The sequence below is a fragment of the Ralstonia sp. 110700041-2 genome, assembly GCF_056280165.1.
In genome coordinates this window covers 13,148-30,199 of sequence record NZ_JBSFAI010000005.1, presented here as the reverse complement: position 1 = coordinate 30,199, position 17,052 = coordinate 13,148, and the positions used below count along the sequence as shown (strand labels likewise).

General features: G+C 65.1%; 10 protein-coding genes and 3 pseudogenes. 4 read left to right on the top strand and 9 right to left on the bottom strand.

Features of this window, described 5'->3' with window-relative positions:
* Nucleotides 1-123: 123 nt before the first annotated feature.
* Together ACUXH0_RS08535 and ACUXH0_RS08530 are read left to right on the top strand one after the other, a co-directional pair.
* A pseudogene (locus ACUXH0_RS08535) lies at nt 124-3,931 on the top strand (autotransporter domain-containing protein).
* A gap of 209 nt (nt 3,932-4,140) precedes the next feature.
* Nucleotides 4,141-5,034, top strand: a complete 894-nt coding sequence (locus ACUXH0_RS08530; RefSeq protein ID WP_182593893.1) for a transporter substrate-binding domain-containing protein — start codon at nt 4,141-4,143, stop codon at nt 5,032-5,034.
* Between the two features lie 9 nt (nt 5,035-5,043).
* On the opposite strand, the gene ACUXH0_RS08525 is transcribed toward ACUXH0_RS08530, so the two are convergent.
* On the bottom strand, nt 5,044-5,970 hold the full coding sequence (locus tag ACUXH0_RS08525; RefSeq protein ID WP_182593892.1) for a LysR family transcriptional regulator: 927 nt from the start codon (nt 5,968-5,970) through the stop codon (nt 5,044-5,046).
* Between the two features lie 130 nt (nt 5,971-6,100).
* Between ACUXH0_RS08525 and ACUXH0_RS08520 the strand changes: the two genes are divergently transcribed.
* Nucleotides 6,101-6,865, top strand: a complete 765-nt coding sequence (locus tag ACUXH0_RS08520) for an SDR family NAD(P)-dependent oxidoreductase (RefSeq protein WP_182593891.1) — start codon at nt 6,101-6,103, stop codon at nt 6,863-6,865.
* A 240-nt stretch (nt 6,866-7,105) separates the two neighbouring features.
* Here ACUXH0_RS08520 and ACUXH0_RS08515 read toward each other — a convergent pair whose 3' ends face one another.
* The 5 genes and pseudogenes from ACUXH0_RS08515 to ACUXH0_RS08495 all read right to left on the bottom strand — a co-directional run bounded on the left by ACUXH0_RS08515 (nt 7,106) and on the right by ACUXH0_RS08495 (nt 13,434).
* Nucleotides 7,106-7,942, bottom strand: coding sequence for an ABC transporter permease (locus ACUXH0_RS08515; RefSeq protein WP_009238074.1), 837 nt, complete (start codon nt 7,940-7,942; stop codon nt 7,106-7,108).
* A 16-nt stretch (nt 7,943-7,958) separates the two neighbouring features.
* Nucleotides 7,959-9,227 (bottom strand): ABC transporter permease, encoded by a 1,269-nt coding sequence (locus ACUXH0_RS08510; protein ID WP_012435583.1) that lies wholly within the window; start codon nt 9,225-9,227, stop codon nt 7,959-7,961.
* A 103-nt stretch (nt 9,228-9,330) separates the two neighbouring features.
* Nucleotides 9,331-10,371: an ABC transporter substrate-binding protein gene (locus ACUXH0_RS08505; protein WP_012435582.1), complete on the bottom strand. Its 1,041-nt coding sequence runs from the start codon at nt 10,369-10,371 to the stop codon at nt 9,331-9,333.
* A 71-nt stretch (nt 10,372-10,442) separates the two neighbouring features.
* Nucleotides 10,443-11,531, bottom strand: coding sequence for an ABC transporter ATP-binding protein (locus ACUXH0_RS08500; protein ID WP_024972676.1), 1,089 nt, complete (start codon nt 11,529-11,531; stop codon nt 10,443-10,445).
* A gap of 521 nt (nt 11,532-12,052) precedes the next feature.
* A pseudogene (locus tag ACUXH0_RS08495) lies at nt 12,053-13,434 on the bottom strand (sensor histidine kinase).
* Between ACUXH0_RS08495 and ACUXH0_RS08490 the strand changes: the two are divergent.
* Nucleotides 13,410-13,952, top strand: a pseudogene (locus ACUXH0_RS08490) (porin); the annotation flags it as partial. The pseudogenes ACUXH0_RS08495 and ACUXH0_RS08490 overlap by 25 nt on opposite strands.
* A 77-nt stretch (nt 13,953-14,029) precedes the next feature.
* On the opposite strand, the gene ACUXH0_RS08485 reads toward ACUXH0_RS08490, so the two are convergent.
* The 3 genes from ACUXH0_RS08485 to ACUXH0_RS08475 all read right to left on the bottom strand — a co-directional run bounded on the left by ACUXH0_RS08485 (nt 14,030) and on the right by ACUXH0_RS08475 (nt 16,934).
* Nucleotides 14,030-15,130 (bottom strand): J domain-containing protein, encoded by a 1,101-nt coding sequence (locus ACUXH0_RS08485; protein ID WP_182593890.1) that lies wholly within the window; start codon nt 15,128-15,130, stop codon nt 14,030-14,032.
* 99 nt (nt 15,131-15,229) lie between these two features.
* On the bottom strand, nt 15,230-16,024 hold the full coding sequence (locus ACUXH0_RS08480; protein ID WP_012435579.1) for an ABC transporter ATP-binding protein: 795 nt from the start codon (nt 16,022-16,024) through the stop codon (nt 15,230-15,232).
* A 1-nt stretch (nt 16,025) separates the two neighbouring features.
* Nucleotides 16,026-16,934, bottom strand: a complete 909-nt coding sequence (locus tag ACUXH0_RS08475) for an ABC transporter permease (protein WP_004626972.1) — start codon at nt 16,932-16,934, stop codon at nt 16,026-16,028.
* Nucleotides 16,935-17,052 lie beyond the last annotated feature (118 nt).

The following is a 17,052-nucleotide window of genomic DNA, read 5'->3' as shown; positions in this document are numbered from 1 at the left end:
ACGCAGTTCCCGCAGCCGGCGCGCCAGAGAACGACAAGACAAAAAAGCGGGTCACTCGCGCCACGGTCCAGCCTCTCAATGATCAGCGCCCGACCCATGGGACTACGCGATGAGGGGATCAACATGAACCGGGTCTATCGGCTGGTCTGGAGCCGCACCTTGCGTGCTCCGCAAGTGGTATCGGAACTGACAAAGGCATCGCGCGGGGGCGTTGACGCCAGCGGCGACACGACCCATGCGCGTCGGCGCGCATCCATCCTTTCGATTGGCGTATCACTCGGTCTGGCCGGCGCGGCACTCCCGAGCTGGGCCGCGACCTGCTCGTCGAGCACGATCGCAGCCTGCAGCGCTGCTGGCGGCAATGGCATCCCGAACCGCAGCGGTAATGGCGGCAGCGGCAATGGCGGGGGCGGTGGTTCGTCGACGCTGGGCGGAGGCTCGGCCACCGTTCAGGTCCCGGGCGGGCCGACTTCCGGCGGGACGGGCGGCACCGGTGCCACGAACGACAGCGGGCAGGGCGGCCCGGGCGGCGCGCCCGCAGTCGTGCTCGCTGGCGATGCCGTGGTCAATGCAAACGCGCAGGGCGGGTCTGGCCAAGCGTTCGACGGATTCACTTTTGCAGGCGGCGCGGGCGGCGGCGGTGCGGGCGTGTATTCCACTGGCACCAGCGTCACAGTCAACGGCGGGGTGACCGTGCAGGGCGGCGCGGGCGGAAATGGCGGGGCCGGCCTCCAACGGCGGTGGCGGCGGCGGTGGCGGCGCAGCGTTCGTCATGGTGACGCCGGCAGCCGACGTGAACAACCAGGGCACGCTGATCGGCGGCAACGGCGGCAACGGAGGTACTGCCGGGAACCCGGGCGGCGGCGGCGGTGGCGGCGACGGGTTGCTGACCTTGGGCTCCGGTACCCAGGTGACCAACATTGGGTCGATCGTGGGCGGTGTAGGCGGTGCCAGTGGTGGCGGCGGCAGCACGGCCGGCGCCAGCGGCGCGGGCGTCAATCTGGCTGCCGGGTTCAACGTGCTTTCCAACGTTGGCACGATCACCGGCGGTGCGGGCAATGGCGGTGCCGCGGGCGTGGGTGTCATTACCAACGGTGACGTCATCGTCAATGGCGGCACCATTAGCGGCGGCCTGTACAGCGACGGTGTCACGCGGGCGGCTGCCATCCAGTTCAATGGGACGAACAACACGCTGCAACTGCTGACGGGTTCCAACATCATCGGCAACCTCGACGTGGCGGCGGGCGCAGCCGCCAAGATCACGGCCGGCAGTGCAGGCCTCTCGCTGTCCAACAACGTCACGCTGGGCGACGCCACGTCGCGTGTCACGCTCGATTCGACCACGACGAATCTCGTTGTTTCAGGCGTCATATCGGGCGCGGGCAGCGTGGGCGTCACCGGCAGTCGAACGATCACGCTGACGGGCGGCAACACCTACACGGGCGCGACTACCATCACCACCGGCACGCTGCAGATCGGCAACGGTGCGACCACCGGCTCGGTGGCGGGCAATATCGTCAACAACGGCACGCTGGCTTTCAACCGCAGCGATGCAGTGACGTACGCAGGCACCATCAGCGGGTCGGGCAATGTGGTGCAAACGGGGGCTGGCACGTTGACCATCTCGGGCACGGCGGGCTATGCCGGCAGCACGACCATCAATGCGGGCACGCTCGCGTTGTCCGGCGCGGGCAGTATCGCCGCTTCGAGCGGTGTGGTGAACAACGGCACGTTCGATATTTCGGGGACGACCTCCGGCGCCACCATCAACGCATTGACCGGCACGGGCGCAGTTGCCCTGGGCAGCCGGACACTCACGCTGGCCAACGCAGCCGGCACGTTCAGCGGCGCGATTGGCGGTACGGGCGGCCTCACGGTCGCCAATGGCGCGCAAACGCTGTCGGGTGCGAACGGCTTTACCGGCGCGACGACGATCAACGCCGGCACACTGGCGTTGACCGGGGGAGGCAGCATTGCGGCCTCGAGCGGCGTGGTCAACAACGGCTCGTTCGATATTTCCGGGACGACCGCCGGCGCCACCATCAACGCGTTGAGCGGCTCGGGCGCGGTCGCCCTGGGCAGCCGGACACTCACGCTGGCCAATGCAGGCGGCGCGTTTAGCGGCGCGATCGGCGGTACGGGTGGCCTCACGCTGAATGGCGGCATGCAAACACTGTCCGGCGTGAACACCTATAGCGGGGCAACGACCATCAACGCCGGCACGCTGGCGCTGTCGGGTGCCGGCCGCCTGGCTTCGGCTACGCGCGTCACGCTCACGGGGGCCAGTTCGTCACTCGATCTGTCTGCTGGCGGCAACCAGACGGTGGCGTATCTCTCCGGCGTAGCTGGTAGCCGCGTGGTGCTGAACGGCAGCGCGCTTACGCTGGCCGACGATTCCTCCCAAACCTTCAGCGGCAGCCTGAGCGGCAACGGCGCGTTGATCAAGCAGGGCACGGGCACGCTCACGCTCAACGGTGTCAGCAGCGGCTTCTCGGGGTCGACCACGGTAGCGGGCGGCACCCTGGCCGTTGGCGATGCAGCGAACGCCGGTGCTGTGCTTGGCGGCAATGTCCTGGTGAACGCGCTGGGCACCCTGCGCGGCCATGGCACGGTTTCCGGCGATGTGAGCAGCAGCGGGGTGGTCGCGCCGGGCGGCTCCATCGGAACGCTTTCCGTGGGCGGCAATTACACGCAAGGCTCGACGGGGATGCTCGCCATCGAAGTCAGCCCCACGGACGCAGCGCAACTGCGCGTGGGCGGTGCGGCAGCGCTCGGCGGCTCGCTGGCCATCGTGTTCGATCCAGGCACCTATACCGCCCGCCGCTACACCGTGCTGAGCGCAGCCAGTGGCGTGACGGGGCGCTTCGCAAACGTCAACACAGCAACGGCCGGAGCCAACCTCGGCACGTTACAGACATCGGTGGACTACGGAAGGAATGCGGTCGACGTGCTGCTTGCTGAAGCAACAGCGCCCGGCAACCCAGGCAGTCCGACCGTCGTGGCGCCGACAAAGACCACCATCTACACGGCGCAGGGCACGACAGCGCTGCTGCAGGCACAGGGCGCCAACGCGGCGCTGCTCGGTCGGGTGTCGGGGCCGCAGGATGCCCTGGCTGGTTCCAAAGATGTGTGGGTCACGGCCAGCGGCTCCAGCACGAAGGTGGGTGGGTCGGGCAATGCGCCGGGCTTCCTCACGCATGCCTATGGGTTCCTCGCGGGCGCGGAGGGCCGCGTGGGTGCCGCCACCGTTGGCGTAGCGGGCGGCTACACGCACACCACGCTCGGCGAAGACACCACCGGCGCATCGGGCACCATCGACACGTTGCGCGTGGCGCTTTACGGCGCGCAGCCGATGGGCGCCGTCGATCTATCGGCAACCGTGGGCTATGGGCTCGATTTCCTCTCGCAGAAGCGGCCGTTTGGCAGTGTGGGTACCGCTGAGGGCGACCATCTGGCGCACGAATTCACCGCCGCCACGCAGGCCAGCTTGCCCCTGGAGATGGGCGGCATCCGGCTCGCGCCACACGTCGGCATGCGTTATGCCTATGTGCGCGGCAGCGGCTTCGGCGAGAACGGCGCAAACGGCCAGAACCTGCAAGTCGGTCCGAACAGCGCGCGCAGTCTCCAGCCGTATGTGGGCGTCACGCTCGACAAGGCCTTCGGTGATGTGCGCCCGCTCAACGTGCAGCTTCGCGCGGGCTATGCGCACGAGCTGATGAACGCGGGGCGCGTCGTCCAGGTCCAGAGCCAGGACGGCACCGCGTTCACCGCCCCGGGCACCGATCTGCCGCGTTCGTTCCTGACGACCGGTGCCAGCGTCACGCTTCAGGCAACCAAGGCAACCACGGTGTCGTTGGGCGTGGATGCGACCCTCAACACGAGCCACGTGTCTACGCAGTCCGCGTATGTGCGGGTCAATCACAGGTTCTGACGGAATAGGGCGTGCCAATGCGCACGCTGGACAGAACGATGAACAACGCGCCGGGGCAACTCGGCGCTTTTTTTTTCATGCTGAGCCACACGGGTCCGGCATGTTGACCTGCATCAATGGCAAGAACGGGGTTGCGCCTAGATTCCGTAGGGAGGGCGCTGTAGCTGCCAAAAGCCTACAGAGTGCGGGACGCATCCATGGAGACGCAAATGAACACGAGACACACACTCGCTTCCACGCTTGTCGTGGCGGGTCTAACGGTGGCGGCGCAGGGCATCCACGCCCAGACGCTGGAAAAGGTCGCTGCGGCAGGCAAGATCACGGTTGGTTACCGTGAAGCGGCGGTTCCGTTCAGCTACTTGCTGGCCCCGAACAAGGCGGTCGGATTTTCCGTCGACCTGACGCAAGCCATCGTCGACGATGTGCGCGCCCGGCTGAAGAAGCCGTCTCTGCAGGTCGACGCGATTCCGGTGACCGGCACGAATCGGATCCCGCTGCTGGTGAACGGCACCTACGACCTCGAATGCGGATCGACCACCAACACCAGCGCGCGCGGCAAGGACGTGGCCTTCTCGATCAATTTCTTCTACGCGGGAACGCGCCTCTTGACCAAGCGCGATTCGGGCATCAAAAACTACCCGGACCTGGCCGGCAAGACCGTCGCGAGCACGGCAGGCAGCACGAACGAAAAGGTGCTCAAGAAGTTTGCTGTAGAACACAACATCGACGTCCAGATCATTTCCGGCAAGGACTACGCAGACGCGTTGAAGCTCGTCGAAACCGGCCGAGCGACGGCATTGGCGCTCGATGACGTACTGCTGTACGGCCTGCGTGCCAATTCTGCAAATTCCGCTGCGCTGGAAGTCGTGGCGGAAACCCTGCAGGTCGAGCCGTACGCCTGCATGGTTCGCAAGGACGACCCCGCCTTCAAGCGGCTCGTGGATGCGACCATCACACGGCTCATGAAATCCGGCGAATTCACCGCGCTGTACAAGAAATGGTTCGAGTCGCCCATCCCGCCGGCCGGTGCAAACCTCGACATGCCGATGAGCGATGCACTGCGCGCCAACCTGAAAAAGCGCAGCGATAAGCCGGCGCAGTGACCTCGCTCACTATCGCCCGCTCGATGCCGTCTCCAGGTGCGTCGCCAACAGGTTTGCCATCCAGTTCATGAATACTTGCACCCGAACCGGCAGATTCCGCCGGTTCGGGTACACCAGCGACACCGGCATCGGCGGGGGCCGGAAGTCGGGCATGACGTCGATGAGCGTGCCGTCCGCAATCGCCGACGACAGCCCCGCGTACACCGGCGCCTGGATCATCCCCAGCCCCGCGCGGCACGCAGCGTCGTAGCTCTCGGCCGAGCTGACTGTCACCGCGCCTTTCATCGGCCGGAATGCGGAGCGGCCGTCCACCGTGTATTCCCATCCAGGCGATTTCGTCCCCAGCGTCTGCACGTAGTGGACGATGCGATGGCGGTCGAGGTCGTCGAGCGTTCTCGGCATGCCATAGCGCGCGATGTAGGCGGGGCTCGCGCAGTTGACCTGATGCAGTTGACCGAGCGGGCGGGCGATCAGGCTGCTGTCGGTCAGCGCGCCGAAGCGCAATACGCAGTCGAAGCCTTCGCGTACAGGGTCAACGCGGCGGTCGGTGCTGGAGAGTTCGATTTCCAGCTCGGGATGCGCATCGAGCAGCGCGGGCAGGGCGGGGATGACGATGCGGCGCGCAACGCCCACCGGCATGTCGACACGCAGGCGGCCGCGCAGGGCTTGCGGGCTCTGGCGGAACATCGTTTGCAGCTCGTCCATGTCGGCCAGCAGATCCTGGCAGCGCTCATAGAACGTCTGGCCGTCCTGCGTAAGCTGCACCTTGCGGGTGGTCCGGTGCAGCAGGCGCGTGCCGAGCATCGTTTCCAGCTGCTGCACCGCCACCGAGGCGGCCGGTTTGGGAATGCTCAGCGCTTCTGCCGCACGCGTGAAGCTGGCAAGTTCGGCCACGCGCACAAAGATCTGCATGGCTTCGAGTCGGTTGGTGGACATGGCGGGCCGTTGATTGTTATCTGTGAGCAAACACAGAGATAGGATAAGCGAGATTTATTCTTTATTTATCGCTCAATACCATGCTCTCACGGTGTTCAACACCCATCCCAAACCCAACCGGAGAGCAACCATGACGCAGACCCATACCCCCATCGCGATCATCACCGGCGGCAGCCGCGGCCTTGGCAAGAACATGGTGCAGAAGCTGGCCCAGCGCGGCACCGACGTGATTTTCACCTACCGCACTAACCGCGCTGAAGCCGATGCCCTCGTCGCCGAACTGACAGCCCAGGGCCGCCGTGCCGCCGCCTTGCAGCTCGACACCGGCAAGATCGCCACGTTCCCTGCTTTTGCCGATGCCGTGCGCAGTGTGCTGGCGCAGTGGCAGGCCGAGCGCTTCGATTACCTCGTCAACAACGCCGGCGTAGGCGTGCATGCCGCTGTAGCCGAAACCACCGAAGCCCAGTTCGACGAACTGATGAACGTGCACTTCAAGGGCGTGTTCTTCCTCACGCAGATCCTGCTGCCGCTCATGGCTGACGGCGGGCGCATCGTCAATATCTCGTCGGGGCTGGCGCGTTTTGCGCTGCCGGGCTACGGCGCGTATGCGGCAATGAAGGGCGCGGTGGAGGTGCTGACGCGGTATCTGGCGAAGGAACTCGGCCCGCGCGGCATTGCCGTGAACGTGGTGGCGCCGGGCGCCATCGAGACGGACTTTGGTGGCGGTGCGGTGCGCGACAACGCGGGCCTCAATGCCATGGTGGCGGCCAATACGGCGCTGGGACGCGCTGGTGTGCCGGACGATATTGGCGGCGTGGTGGCCTCGCTGCTGTCGCCGGACAACCGGTGGATCAATGCGCAGCGTATTGAAGCTTCGGGCGGGATGTTCCTCTAAGCACGCCCGTCCAAGGGCATGGCGTTCAGAACGCCAACTGCCGAGCTCTGAGCGCCGTGCGAAGAGCTTCGCGTGTCGAGTTCTGAACTGGAAGTGCCCAGCAAAAAGCCCCGCGTGTTGAGTTCCGAGGTGTGGGAACTTGGGGCTTGATGCTTGGGACAGCAGCGCATTCCCTGTTTCACCCCCTGCCGGGGCTGAAACAGGGAATGAACCACAGAAAACAACCAAAACCCAAACCGCTTACGCCACCGCCTTAGCCGCAGCCCGCCCCCGCAGCCACTCAAACGTCAGCAGCAGGCAAGTCGAAAACACAATCAAGATCGTCGCCAGCGCCGCAATCGTCGGCGAAATGTTCTCGCGAATGCCTGTGAACATCTGGCGTGGCAGCGTCACCTGATCGGCACCCGCCAGGAAGAGCGTCACCACCACCTCATCAAATGAGGTGGCAAACGCAAACAGCGCGCCGGAAATCACGCCCGGTGCGATCACGGGCAGGGTGATGCGGAAGAACGTCACGACCGGGTTGGCACCCAGCGAAAGGCTTGCCCGCACGAGGTTGTGATTGAAGCCCTGCAGCGTCGCCAGCACGGTCGTCACCACAAACGGCACGCCCAGCGCCGCATGCGCGAGGATCAGCCCGATATACGTATTCGCCAGGCCCAGCGGGGCAAAGAACAGATACATGCCAACGCCCACGACCACCACCGGCACGATCATCGGCGACACCAGCACCGCCATCAGCAGGCCCTTGCCACGGAAGTCGGCCTTGTTCAGCCCGATGGCGGCCAGCGTGCCCAGTACCGTTGCCACGATCGTGGCGGCAGGCGCGACGATGAAGCTGTTCTTGGCGGCCATGCGCCATTCGTCCGACGTGACGAGGTTCTGATACCAGCGCAGCGAATAGCTCGGAATCGGGTACGAGAGGAACGTGCTCGACGAGAACGACAGCGGCACGATCACCAGCACCGGCAGCACAAGGTAGAGCAGCGTCAGCACGGCCAGGCCGCGCAGCGCGAAGTACCAAATGCGCTCGATGAGCGAGGTGTGCGGGGCGAACATCGGTTTGGTGAGTTTCATTTTCGATGGGCTCCGTTCAACCAACGCGAACCTTGGGCCGCGTGAAGCGTCCATACACGGCATACAGCACCAGCGTCGCCAGCAACAGCAGCGCACCCAGCGCGCAGGCCATGCCCCAGTTGATCGTGACGTTGGTGAAGTAGGCCACGTAGTAGCTGACCATCTGGTCGTTCGGCCCGCCCAGCAGTGCGGGGGTGATGTAGTAGCCCAGCGCGAGAATGAACACCAGCAGCGCGCCGGCGCCGATGCCCGGATACGTCTGCGGCACATACACGCGCCAGAAGGCGGCAAACGGATGGCTGCCCAGCGACACTGCCGCGCGCTGGTACGTGGGCGGGATCGACTTCATCACGCTGTACAGCGGCAGGATCATGAACGGCAGCAGGATGTGCGTCATCGAGATGTACACGCCCACGCGGTTGAACAGCAGCGCCAGCGGCTCCTTGATGATGCCGAGGTCCATCAGGCCGTGGTTGATCAGGCCCTCGGTCTGCAGCAGCACGATCCACGCCGCCACGCGCACGAGGATGGACGTCCAGAACGGGATCAGCACCATCACCATGACGAGATTGGCGCGGCGCTCCGGCAGCGAGGCAATCCAGTACGAGAGCGGATAACCCAGCAGCAGCGCGAACAACGTCACCATCGCGCTGATGACGAAGGTGCGGATGAACACCGTCACGTAGATCTGCTCGTCGGGGTCGGTCGCTTCGATCTGGCCGAAGGCATCCTGCCGGTGGTCCAGCGCGGCCAGCAGATAGAACGGCGACGTGCGGCTGCTGTTCTTGGCGATGGCCTGCCAATACGTGACATCGCCCCAGCGCTCGTCGACTTCGAGGAGTTTGGCGCGGATATGGCCGGGTGTCAGCGTCAATGCCTTGCCCTGATCATCGGCCAGCGGCATGGCGCGCGCGGTCTTTGCAACCAGCGAGCGGAAGCCCGGGATTTCGGTGTTGAGGCGGCGGGCCAGTGCGCCCATCGCTTCGCCTTCGCTCACGATGGTGAGGTCTGCGGCGAGCGCGGCGTAGGCGGCGTCGGCCGGCGGGCTCTTGCGGTCCCAGTCTTTCAGGGCGATGACTGTCTTGGGCAGCGCGTCGGCCACCTCGGGGTTTTGCACGGCGCGCGTGAGCAGGGCGCCGATCGGCACGACAAAGATCAGCAGCAGGAAGATGGCGAGCGGCGCCACCAGCGCCAGCGCCATCGCACGCCTGCGCGCCTCAGCGCTCTTCAATTCGCGTTTGAGTTTGGCCGTCGATTCCGGAACCGATTCAGCCGCGATCGTCATGGTGTTCAATGCTGCCTCGCCATCGCTACGGGAATTCGTCCGGCGGATGCCTTGCCAAACCTGCAAGGCATCCGCGCGGTCACTGCGTTACACCGCTATGCGGTTACTTCGACGCCCACGAGGCGAAGCGCTGTTCCAGCTCGTCGCCGTGGTCGGTCCAGAACTGCAGGTTCTGCAGCACGGCGTTCTTGGCGTTCTCCGGGGAGTTCGGCATGTTGGCCTGCGTCTTGGCGTCGAGCGCCTTGATCGCCGCCACGTTGGCCGGGCCGTACGCGATGTGCTTGGCGTATTCCTGCTGCGGCTTCTGCGACAGCGTGTAGGCGATGTACTGCTCGGCCAGCGCCTTGTTGGGCGTGCCCTTGGGGATGGCCCAGTAGTCCAGGTCGTAGATGCTGCCGTTCCAGACCACCTTCAGGTTCTTGCCTTCGCGCTGCGCGGCGTCGATGCGGCCGTTGAACGCGGTGGACATCACCACGTCACCCGCCACCAGGAACTGCGGCGGCTGTGCGCCGGCTTCCCACCACTGGATGTTCGGCTTGAGCTGATCGAGCTTCTTGAACGCGCGGTTCTGGCCGTCCTTGGTGGCGAGCACCTTGTAGACGTCCTTGACCGGCACGCCGTCGGCCATCAACGCGAATTCCAGGTTGCCGCGCGCACCCTTGCGCATGCCGCGCTTGCCCGGGAATTTCTTCACGTCCCAGAAATCGGCCCAGCCGGTCGGGGCAGTCTTGAGCTTGTCGGCGTTGTACGCCATCGCGGTCGACCACACGAAGAAGCCCACGCCGCAAGTGCTCGGCGACTCTGGGATCAGATCGCTCTTCTTGGCGATCTTGCTCCAGTCGAGCTTCTCGAACAGGCCTTCGTCACACCCGCGGCCGATGTCGCCCGATTCGACTTCCACTACGTCCCAGTTGACGTGCTTGGCTTCCACCATGGCCTTGATCTTGGCCTGCTCGCCGTTGTACTCGACCACGGTGACCTTGTTACCGGTCTGCGCCTCGAACGGCTTGTTGAAGGCGGCCTTCTGCGCGTCACCATTGGCGCCGCCGAAGTTCACAACGGTGATTTCCGCAGCGTGCGCGCCGAATGCAATGGCGAATGCGCCGGCAAGCACGGACAGACGCGTCTTTGTGATGTGTTTCATTCCTGGCTCCTCTTATTGGCGTGTGGGTACAACGTGTGGTCGAGGCATGCGGGCAGGGCTGCCCGCGTGCGTCATGCAAAAACGCGCAGATGTTCAGGCGCGAACTCAAGCTGGATGGGCGCGCCCGGCGCGAAGCCTTCGAGCGCGCGCGTGCCCAGCGGCACCTTCACAAAACATTCGGGCTGATCGGGCAGGGCGCAGCGCATGCGCACGTGGTCGCCAAAGTAGACGAGGCCGCGCGTCTGGCCCATCAGCGCATTGCCGGCGGCGGAGGCGCCTTCGGCCAGGCGCATGCGCTCCGGGCGGATGCAGCCGGTGGCGGCGGCCCCCACATTGGCGCCGGCGATATTGCGGCCCATGATGCGGGCGCCGTCGTTCAGTTGCAGTTCGCAGTAGTCGCCGTCGACACGGGTGACGGTGCCGCGCAGCGTGTTGCTGTCGCCGATGAAGTTGGCGACGAACTCGTTGCAGGGGCGTTCGTAGAGGCTGTCCACCGTGTCGAGCTGCTGCACGATGCCCTTGTCGAACACGGCCACGCGGTCGGACATGGTGAGCGCCTCGCCCTGGTCGTGCGTCACGTAGACGAAGGTCACGCCGAGCTTTTCGTGCAGCGACTTCAGCTCGTACTGCATGTGTTCGCGCAGTTGCTTGTCGAGCGCGCCGAGCGGCTCGTCCATCAGCACGAGCTTGGGCTCGAACACCAGCGCGCGGGCCAGGGCAATGCGCTGCTGCTGGCCGCCGGAGAGCTGGGCGGGGTAGCGCTTGGCAAAGCCTTCCATGCGGACCATCTGCAGGGCCTTGTGCACGCGGTCTGCACGCTCGCTGGCGGGGATCTTGCGCACCGTCAGCGGGTATTCCACGTTCTGCGCCACCGTCAGGTGCGGGAACAGCGCGTAGTTCTGGAACACCATGCCGATGTTGCGCTTGTGCGGCGGCACGTTGTTGAGCAGCGCACCTTCGAGGCGGATTTCGCCGCCGGTCGGGAATTCGAACCCGGCCAGCATCATCAGGCACGTGGTCTTGCCCGAGCCGGAGGGGCCGAGCAGGGTGAGGAACTCGCCCTGGTAGATGTCCAGGTCCAGGTGCTTGACCACGAGGGTCTCGCCGTCATACGTCTTGCGTACACCGCGAAAGCTGACGATCACGTCGTCGGTCTTCATTGCTGCTTCCTCCATACCATGTCGGTCATCCAGCCTGAGCCCTGTCGGCTGCAGACTGCATTCGCTGGCTTGCGCTCATGCAGCCCGTTGTGCTGTTTCCCGATCCATCTGCCTCGGTCCACATGCTGTTTTGTGACGAATTGTTGATGGACTATAGCGGCTCATTGTTCTGCCAAGTGGACCCAATCCCGGTTATTTGATGGAGCCATTTTTGGCAGCCGCTCAGGCACGTCCCACGGGCGCGCGGGCCCGTGGCACCACAATAGGGAAAACCCCGGATGCCTTGCCCGAGCAAGCTCGGCGGTCGATCGTGTGGTGGTGCCGATGTGTCTGAGTTTAGGTCGTATGCCAGCACACGTGCGGCGGGCATAACAGAGCGCGGATGGAACCAATTTGGCCGGAACAGAGGGCCGCTCAATCGGCGTGAAAATGGTGCGCCGCGTCGGTACACAAACAGTGCACGGTGTTCGGTGGAACGCGCGAGCGCTACGAAAACAATGTTGTCGTGCAGCAACCGGCGTTCAGGCAGGATGCTCTTCGGCCAATGCAAGCGCCAGGCAGACGCTTACGGTCAAGCCTCCGCCGGGTGTTTCCGACAGCGCGACCGTGCCGCCATGCAGGCGGGCGATCTCACGCACGATCGCCAGACCCAGCCCGCTGCCGTCGTGGCCTTCCGATGCCGCGCCGCGATAGAAACGGCCGAATACCGCGTCGCGCTCGGGCACGGCAATGCCGGGGCCATCGTCTTCCACTTGCAGCACCGCCCCCTCGCCCAGCATCGCCATCGCCTGCCGCTTGACCCGCAGCGTGACGCGCGCCCCGTTTCCGGCATAGAGGATGGCGTTGTCGAGCAGGTTGCCGATCAGCTCCCGCAGCCACTGCGACTCGCCGGCCACTGTCACCGGTTCGCCTTCAAAACCGAGGTCGACGCCGGATCTGCGTGCAACGGATGCCAGTTCCAGCGCGACATCGCCGGCCAGTGTGTCGAGGCGCAGCGGCTGGAGTTGCGGTGCGTAGCCGCTGTCGGTTTCCAGGCGCGAGAGCGAGAGCAGTTGCTGCACGCCCCTCGCGGCCTGGCGCACGGTGCCGTGCAGCGGCTCAAGGTGGCGGCGGATGCGGTCACCGTCGGGCTCGCGCAGGGCGAGTTCGGATTGCGCCTGGATCACGGCCAGCGGCGTCTTCAATTGATGTGCGGCATCGGCAAAGAAGCGCTTGCGGGCCTGCACCATGCGCAGCAGGCGCGCCACATACTGATTGATGGCCTCGACCAGCGGGGTGACTTCTGCCGGCAGGCCCTGCTGCGGCAGCGGGCAAGCTCATCGGTGCCGCGACCGGCCACGGTTTCGCTCAACTGCCGCAGCGGTCGAAGGCCGCGCCGCACGCCCCACCAGACGATGCAGACGGCCAGCACCACGAGCAGCACCTCCTGCTGCAATGGGCCCGCCAAGATTTCGTGGGCTAGCGCCTCGCGCGGCTCCAACGTTTCTCCCGCCAGCAGCCAGATGACATGCGTTTCGGCCGACAGGGCATCGCGCACCGGCAACAGCTGCGCGGCAATCCGTACCTGCCTGCCGCGAAAGAGCGTGTCGTAGAAGACGGTGCGATATGCCGTGGGGTGCCGACCGCTCGGCATGGGTAGATCGTCGTAGCCAGTGAGTGTGCCGCCCCCGGTATCGACAATCCGGTAGAAGATGCTGCTGCCCGTTTCCGACTCCAGAATTTCCAGCGCGAGGTAGGGCAGGTCGATGGCGAATTGCTTGTTGCGCAGTCGCACGCCTTCGCGCATGGCTTTGAGCGACGCTTCGAGCGTGCGGTCAAACGCGGCGTTGGCCGCAGTCATGGCGCGCGAATACGTCAGCCACGCATCGAGCGCGAGCAGCCACCGTGGGCTTTGGCGAGGCAGCCGGCAACTTCAAGAGCAGCTCCAAGTACGACCTGGGCGTCGGCTACAGCGTGGGCGGCTTCTCGGCAGCCCTCACGTGGGATCGCCAGAACGGCGCAGGCACGAGCACCACGCCGGCAGACACGACCGATTACATCCAGAGCATTCACGCCGGTGCCAGCTACGACTTTGGTGCACTGAAGCTCTTCGCAGGCTATCGCAACTACAAGCGCGCGTTCACGACGGCTGCCGCAAGCCAGCGCAGCGATATGTATTGGGCGGGCGCCAGCTACGACGTGACGCCGGCCTTCACGCTGTATGGCGCGGTGTACAAGCAGAACATCAAGGACGGTACGGATGCCGATCCGATCCTGTTCTCCGTGCGCGGCCAGTACGCGCTGTCCAAGCGCACCACGGCGTACCTGTCTGCCGGTTACGCCAAGGCCAAGAACGGCCAGAACGTGAGCCTGTCGCGCGACGTGGCGGGTTATGGCAACAACCAGGTTGGCGTGACGGTAGGCCTGCAGCACCGCTTCTGATCGACCGATCGCTGTATCGGACACGGGCACCTTCGGGTGCCCGTTTTTGCTGGATCGGCGTGCGGCCCAGCAGGCCGTCAGTCGAGCGTCGAGCGGGATTTCAGCATGCGCCGCACGTCGCGGAAATCGTCGAAGGCGGCAAGGTCCTGCTCGATATTGCACACCTGTTGGCGCAGCGCTGCGATGTCGAGGTCGAGTTTTTGCAAGACGGCGTCCGGCGGCAGCGCTTCGAACCGCTGATACCCGTACGTGTATCGAAACGTCGTCTCGACGCGATGGATTTGCCGGTCAAGCTCCCGCACCTGGTCTTTCAGGATCTGGTTGTAGTGCGTCAGCCGCGCTTCGCTGATCCGGTTGATCGAGTGCTGGTCGATGTGCTCAAGCTCCAGCTGCAATTCCAGCAGTTGCAGGAGGTTGTTCTTGTCATACGCCTCGTTGACGCGCTGCATGAGGCCGGTCTTGCGGTCCCGCTCCTGCGGATCGGTTTCACGGTCGGGGTGCAGGGCGCTGGCGAGCTTGCGATAGACCTCGCGGATGGACAGGCTGATCTGCGCCTGTTCGTCTGCCTCCTGTGCTTCTGCCGCAAGTTGCTTCGAAGATTTCTTCCGCGCGGCCCGGCGGGCTTCACGCTTGGTTGTGGCGGCGGCCTTTTTCTCAGCCCGTTGTGCGAGGTGCTCGCGGGCGCGTTGCAGTAGCGCCTCTTCCGAATGCACATCCGCGTCGTCGCCCAGGCCGACGCCGAGTGCGGCCTCCAGCCTTGCCTTCATCTCCGCGGCTTGCATCGCGGCTTCCCGGTCAAAGTCTGTGCCGCTGTACTTGTTGTAGAGCGCCTTCAGGCTCGCGTCTTCATCGATCAGGTCTCGTGCAAGATCGATGATGAGCGCGCAGATCTTGCGGCGCTCTGCCTTGGTGAAGGCATCGTGCTCGTAGACCTGGTCCAGGCTGCGCACAAAGCGGATCTGCAATGCGATGCGGCTGCGCTCCAGCGGCAAGAACTCGCCGGCATATCGGCGCTGGAACTGAACGGTGACCGCCTCCCAATCCGCCAGCCGCTTGCGCCGATTCTCGATCTGCTTGATCAGCGCGTTGAATGCTCGCTGGCCTTTTGACAGCGTTGGCGAGTCGTCCGCGTGCTGATTGGGCGCGATGCTGATGGCAGGGCGGCGGGCCTTGGTCATGGAGCGGAAATGTCGCGGGCTCCGCTAAGGGAGCCCGATCTGTGTGTGATGTGGCGGCGGTGCCGGCCCTGAGCGTCGTCTTGACGCCCAGGAGCGGGATCAGCCCAGCAACAGCGCGTCGTCGTCCACCTTGGCACCGCGCGTTTCCTCGAACTTCTGCAGCAGGTGCGGCACGTCCAGGCCACGGCGTTCCTCGCCTTGCACGTCGAGGATCACGTTGCCCTGGTGCAGCATCACCGTGCGGTCGCCGTAGTCGAGCGCCTGGCGCATGGAGTGCGTCACCATCATCGTCGTCAGCTTGCTCTCCGAGACGATCTTGGCGGTCAGCTCCAGCACGAAGGCGGCCGTTTTCGGGTCGAGCGCGGCGGTGTGCTCATCCAGCAGCAGGATGCGCGACGACTGCAGCGAGGCCATCAGCAGGCTCACGGCCTGGCGCTGCCCGCCGGAGAGCAGGCCGATGCGATCGGTCAGGCGGTTTTCCAGGCCTAGGTCGAGCCGGCGCAGTTGCTCGCGGAAGATCTCGCGCCACTTGCGGTTGGTCGCGAACTTGAAACCGCGACGCTGCCCGCGGCACATGGCCAGCGACATGTTCTCTTCGATGGTCAGGTTTTCGCAGGTGCCGGCCATCGGGTCCTGGAACACGCGGGCGACCTTGTCGGCGCGTTGCCACGCGGTCTTGCGCGTGACGTCTTCACCGTCGATGGTGATGCGGCCCGAGTCGACCAGCTGGTCGCCGCTGATGGAGTTCAGGAACGTCGATTTGCCGGCCCCGTTCGAGCCGATCACGGACACGAACTGGCCCGACGGGATCTCCAGCGACAGGCCGCGCAGCGCGCGCGTCTCAATCGGCGTGCCCGGGTTGAAGGTGAGGGTGAGTCCTTGTGCGCTCAGCATGTCAGTTCCCCTTGGTACCGTTCTTGGCGAGCTTGCCGAACACCTTGCGGCGCACACCGGGAAGCACGAGCGCGATCACCACTAGCGCGGCGGTCACCATGTTCAGATCCTGCGCCTGCAGGCCGATGAAATCGCTGTTGAGCGCCAGGGCGATGAAGAAGCGATACAGGATCGCGCCCACCACCACGGCCAGCGTGGTCAGCACCAGGCGGCGTGCCGGCAGCACGGTCTCGCCGATGATGACGGCAGCCAGGCCGATGACGATGGTGCCGATACCCATCGACACGTCGGCGCCGCCCTGCGTTTGCGCGTAGAGCGCACCAGCAAGCGCCACCAGTGCGTTGGACAGCGCCATGCCGGCCAACGTGGCCGCGCCGGTGGCGACGCCCTGCGCGCGTGCCATGCGCGGGTTGGCACCGGTCGCGCGCAGCGACAGGCCGATCTGCGTCGAGAAGAACCAGTCCACCAGCAGCTTGACGACGACCACGACAACACCCAGCAGTACGGGTCGGAACACGTAGTCGGGCATCCACTCCGGCTGCAGCAGCGAGAAGATCGTCGGCTCCGAGATGAGCGGCACGTTCGGCTTGCCCATGATGCGCAGGTTGACCGAGTACAGCGCGATCATCATCAGGATACTGGCGAGCAGGTCCATGATTTTCAGGCGTACGTTGAGCCAGCCCGTAATGAAGCCGGCAACTGCGCCGGCCAGCGTGCCACCCAGCGTCGACATGAACGGATCGTGTCCGCCAGCGATGAGCGTGGCCGCCACAGCGCCGCCCATCGGGAAGCTGCCGTCGACAGTGAGGTCAGGGAAGTTGAGGATGCGGAAGGAGATCAGCACCCCGAGCGCCACGAGGCTGAAGATCAGACCGATCTCCAGGGCGCCGAGCAATGAAAACAGTGACATGACAGAGTAGGGCACGGTGATTGGGCACCGGCCTGTGTGCAATGAACGGGGACGCTTATGGGTAGGAGCGTAAGCGCCCGGCCATTATGCGGCGGATAGCCGCGTTGGGGCTCGGGCA

Coding starts and splice junctions, on each gene's coding strand:
- ACUXH0_RS08530 (WP_182593893.1), top strand. CDS start 4,141: ATGAACACGAGACACACACTCGCTTCCACGCTTGTCGTGGCGGGTCTA.
- ACUXH0_RS08525 (WP_182593892.1), bottom strand. CDS start 5,970: ATGTCCACCAACCGACTCGAAGCCATGCAGATCTTTGTGCGCGTGGCC.
- ACUXH0_RS08520 (WP_182593891.1), top strand. CDS start 6,101: ATGACGCAGACCCATACCCCCATCGCGATCATCACCGGCGGCAGCCGC.
- ACUXH0_RS08515 (WP_009238074.1), bottom strand. CDS start 7,942: ATGAAACTCACCAAACCGATGTTCGCCCCGCACACCTCGCTCATCGAG.
- ACUXH0_RS08510 (WP_012435583.1), bottom strand. CDS start 9,227: ATGACGATCGCGGCTGAATCGGTTCCGGAATCGACGGCCAAACTCAAA.
- ACUXH0_RS08505 (WP_012435582.1), bottom strand. CDS start 10,371: ATGAAACACATCACAAAGACGCGTCTGTCCGTGCTTGCCGGCGCATTC.
- ACUXH0_RS08500 (WP_024972676.1), bottom strand. CDS start 11,531: ATGAAGACCGACGACGTGATCGTCAGCTTTCGCGGTGTACGCAAGACG.
- ACUXH0_RS08485 (WP_182593890.1), bottom strand. CDS start 15,130: ATGACCAAGGCCCGCCGCCCTGCCATCAGCATCGCGCCCAATCAGCAC.
- ACUXH0_RS08480 (WP_012435579.1), bottom strand. CDS start 16,024: ATGCTGAGCGCACAAGGACTCACCCTCACCTTCAACCCGGGCACGCCG.
- ACUXH0_RS08475 (WP_004626972.1), bottom strand. CDS start 16,934: ATGTCACTGTTTTCATTGCTCGGCGCCCTGGAGATCGGTCTGATCTTC.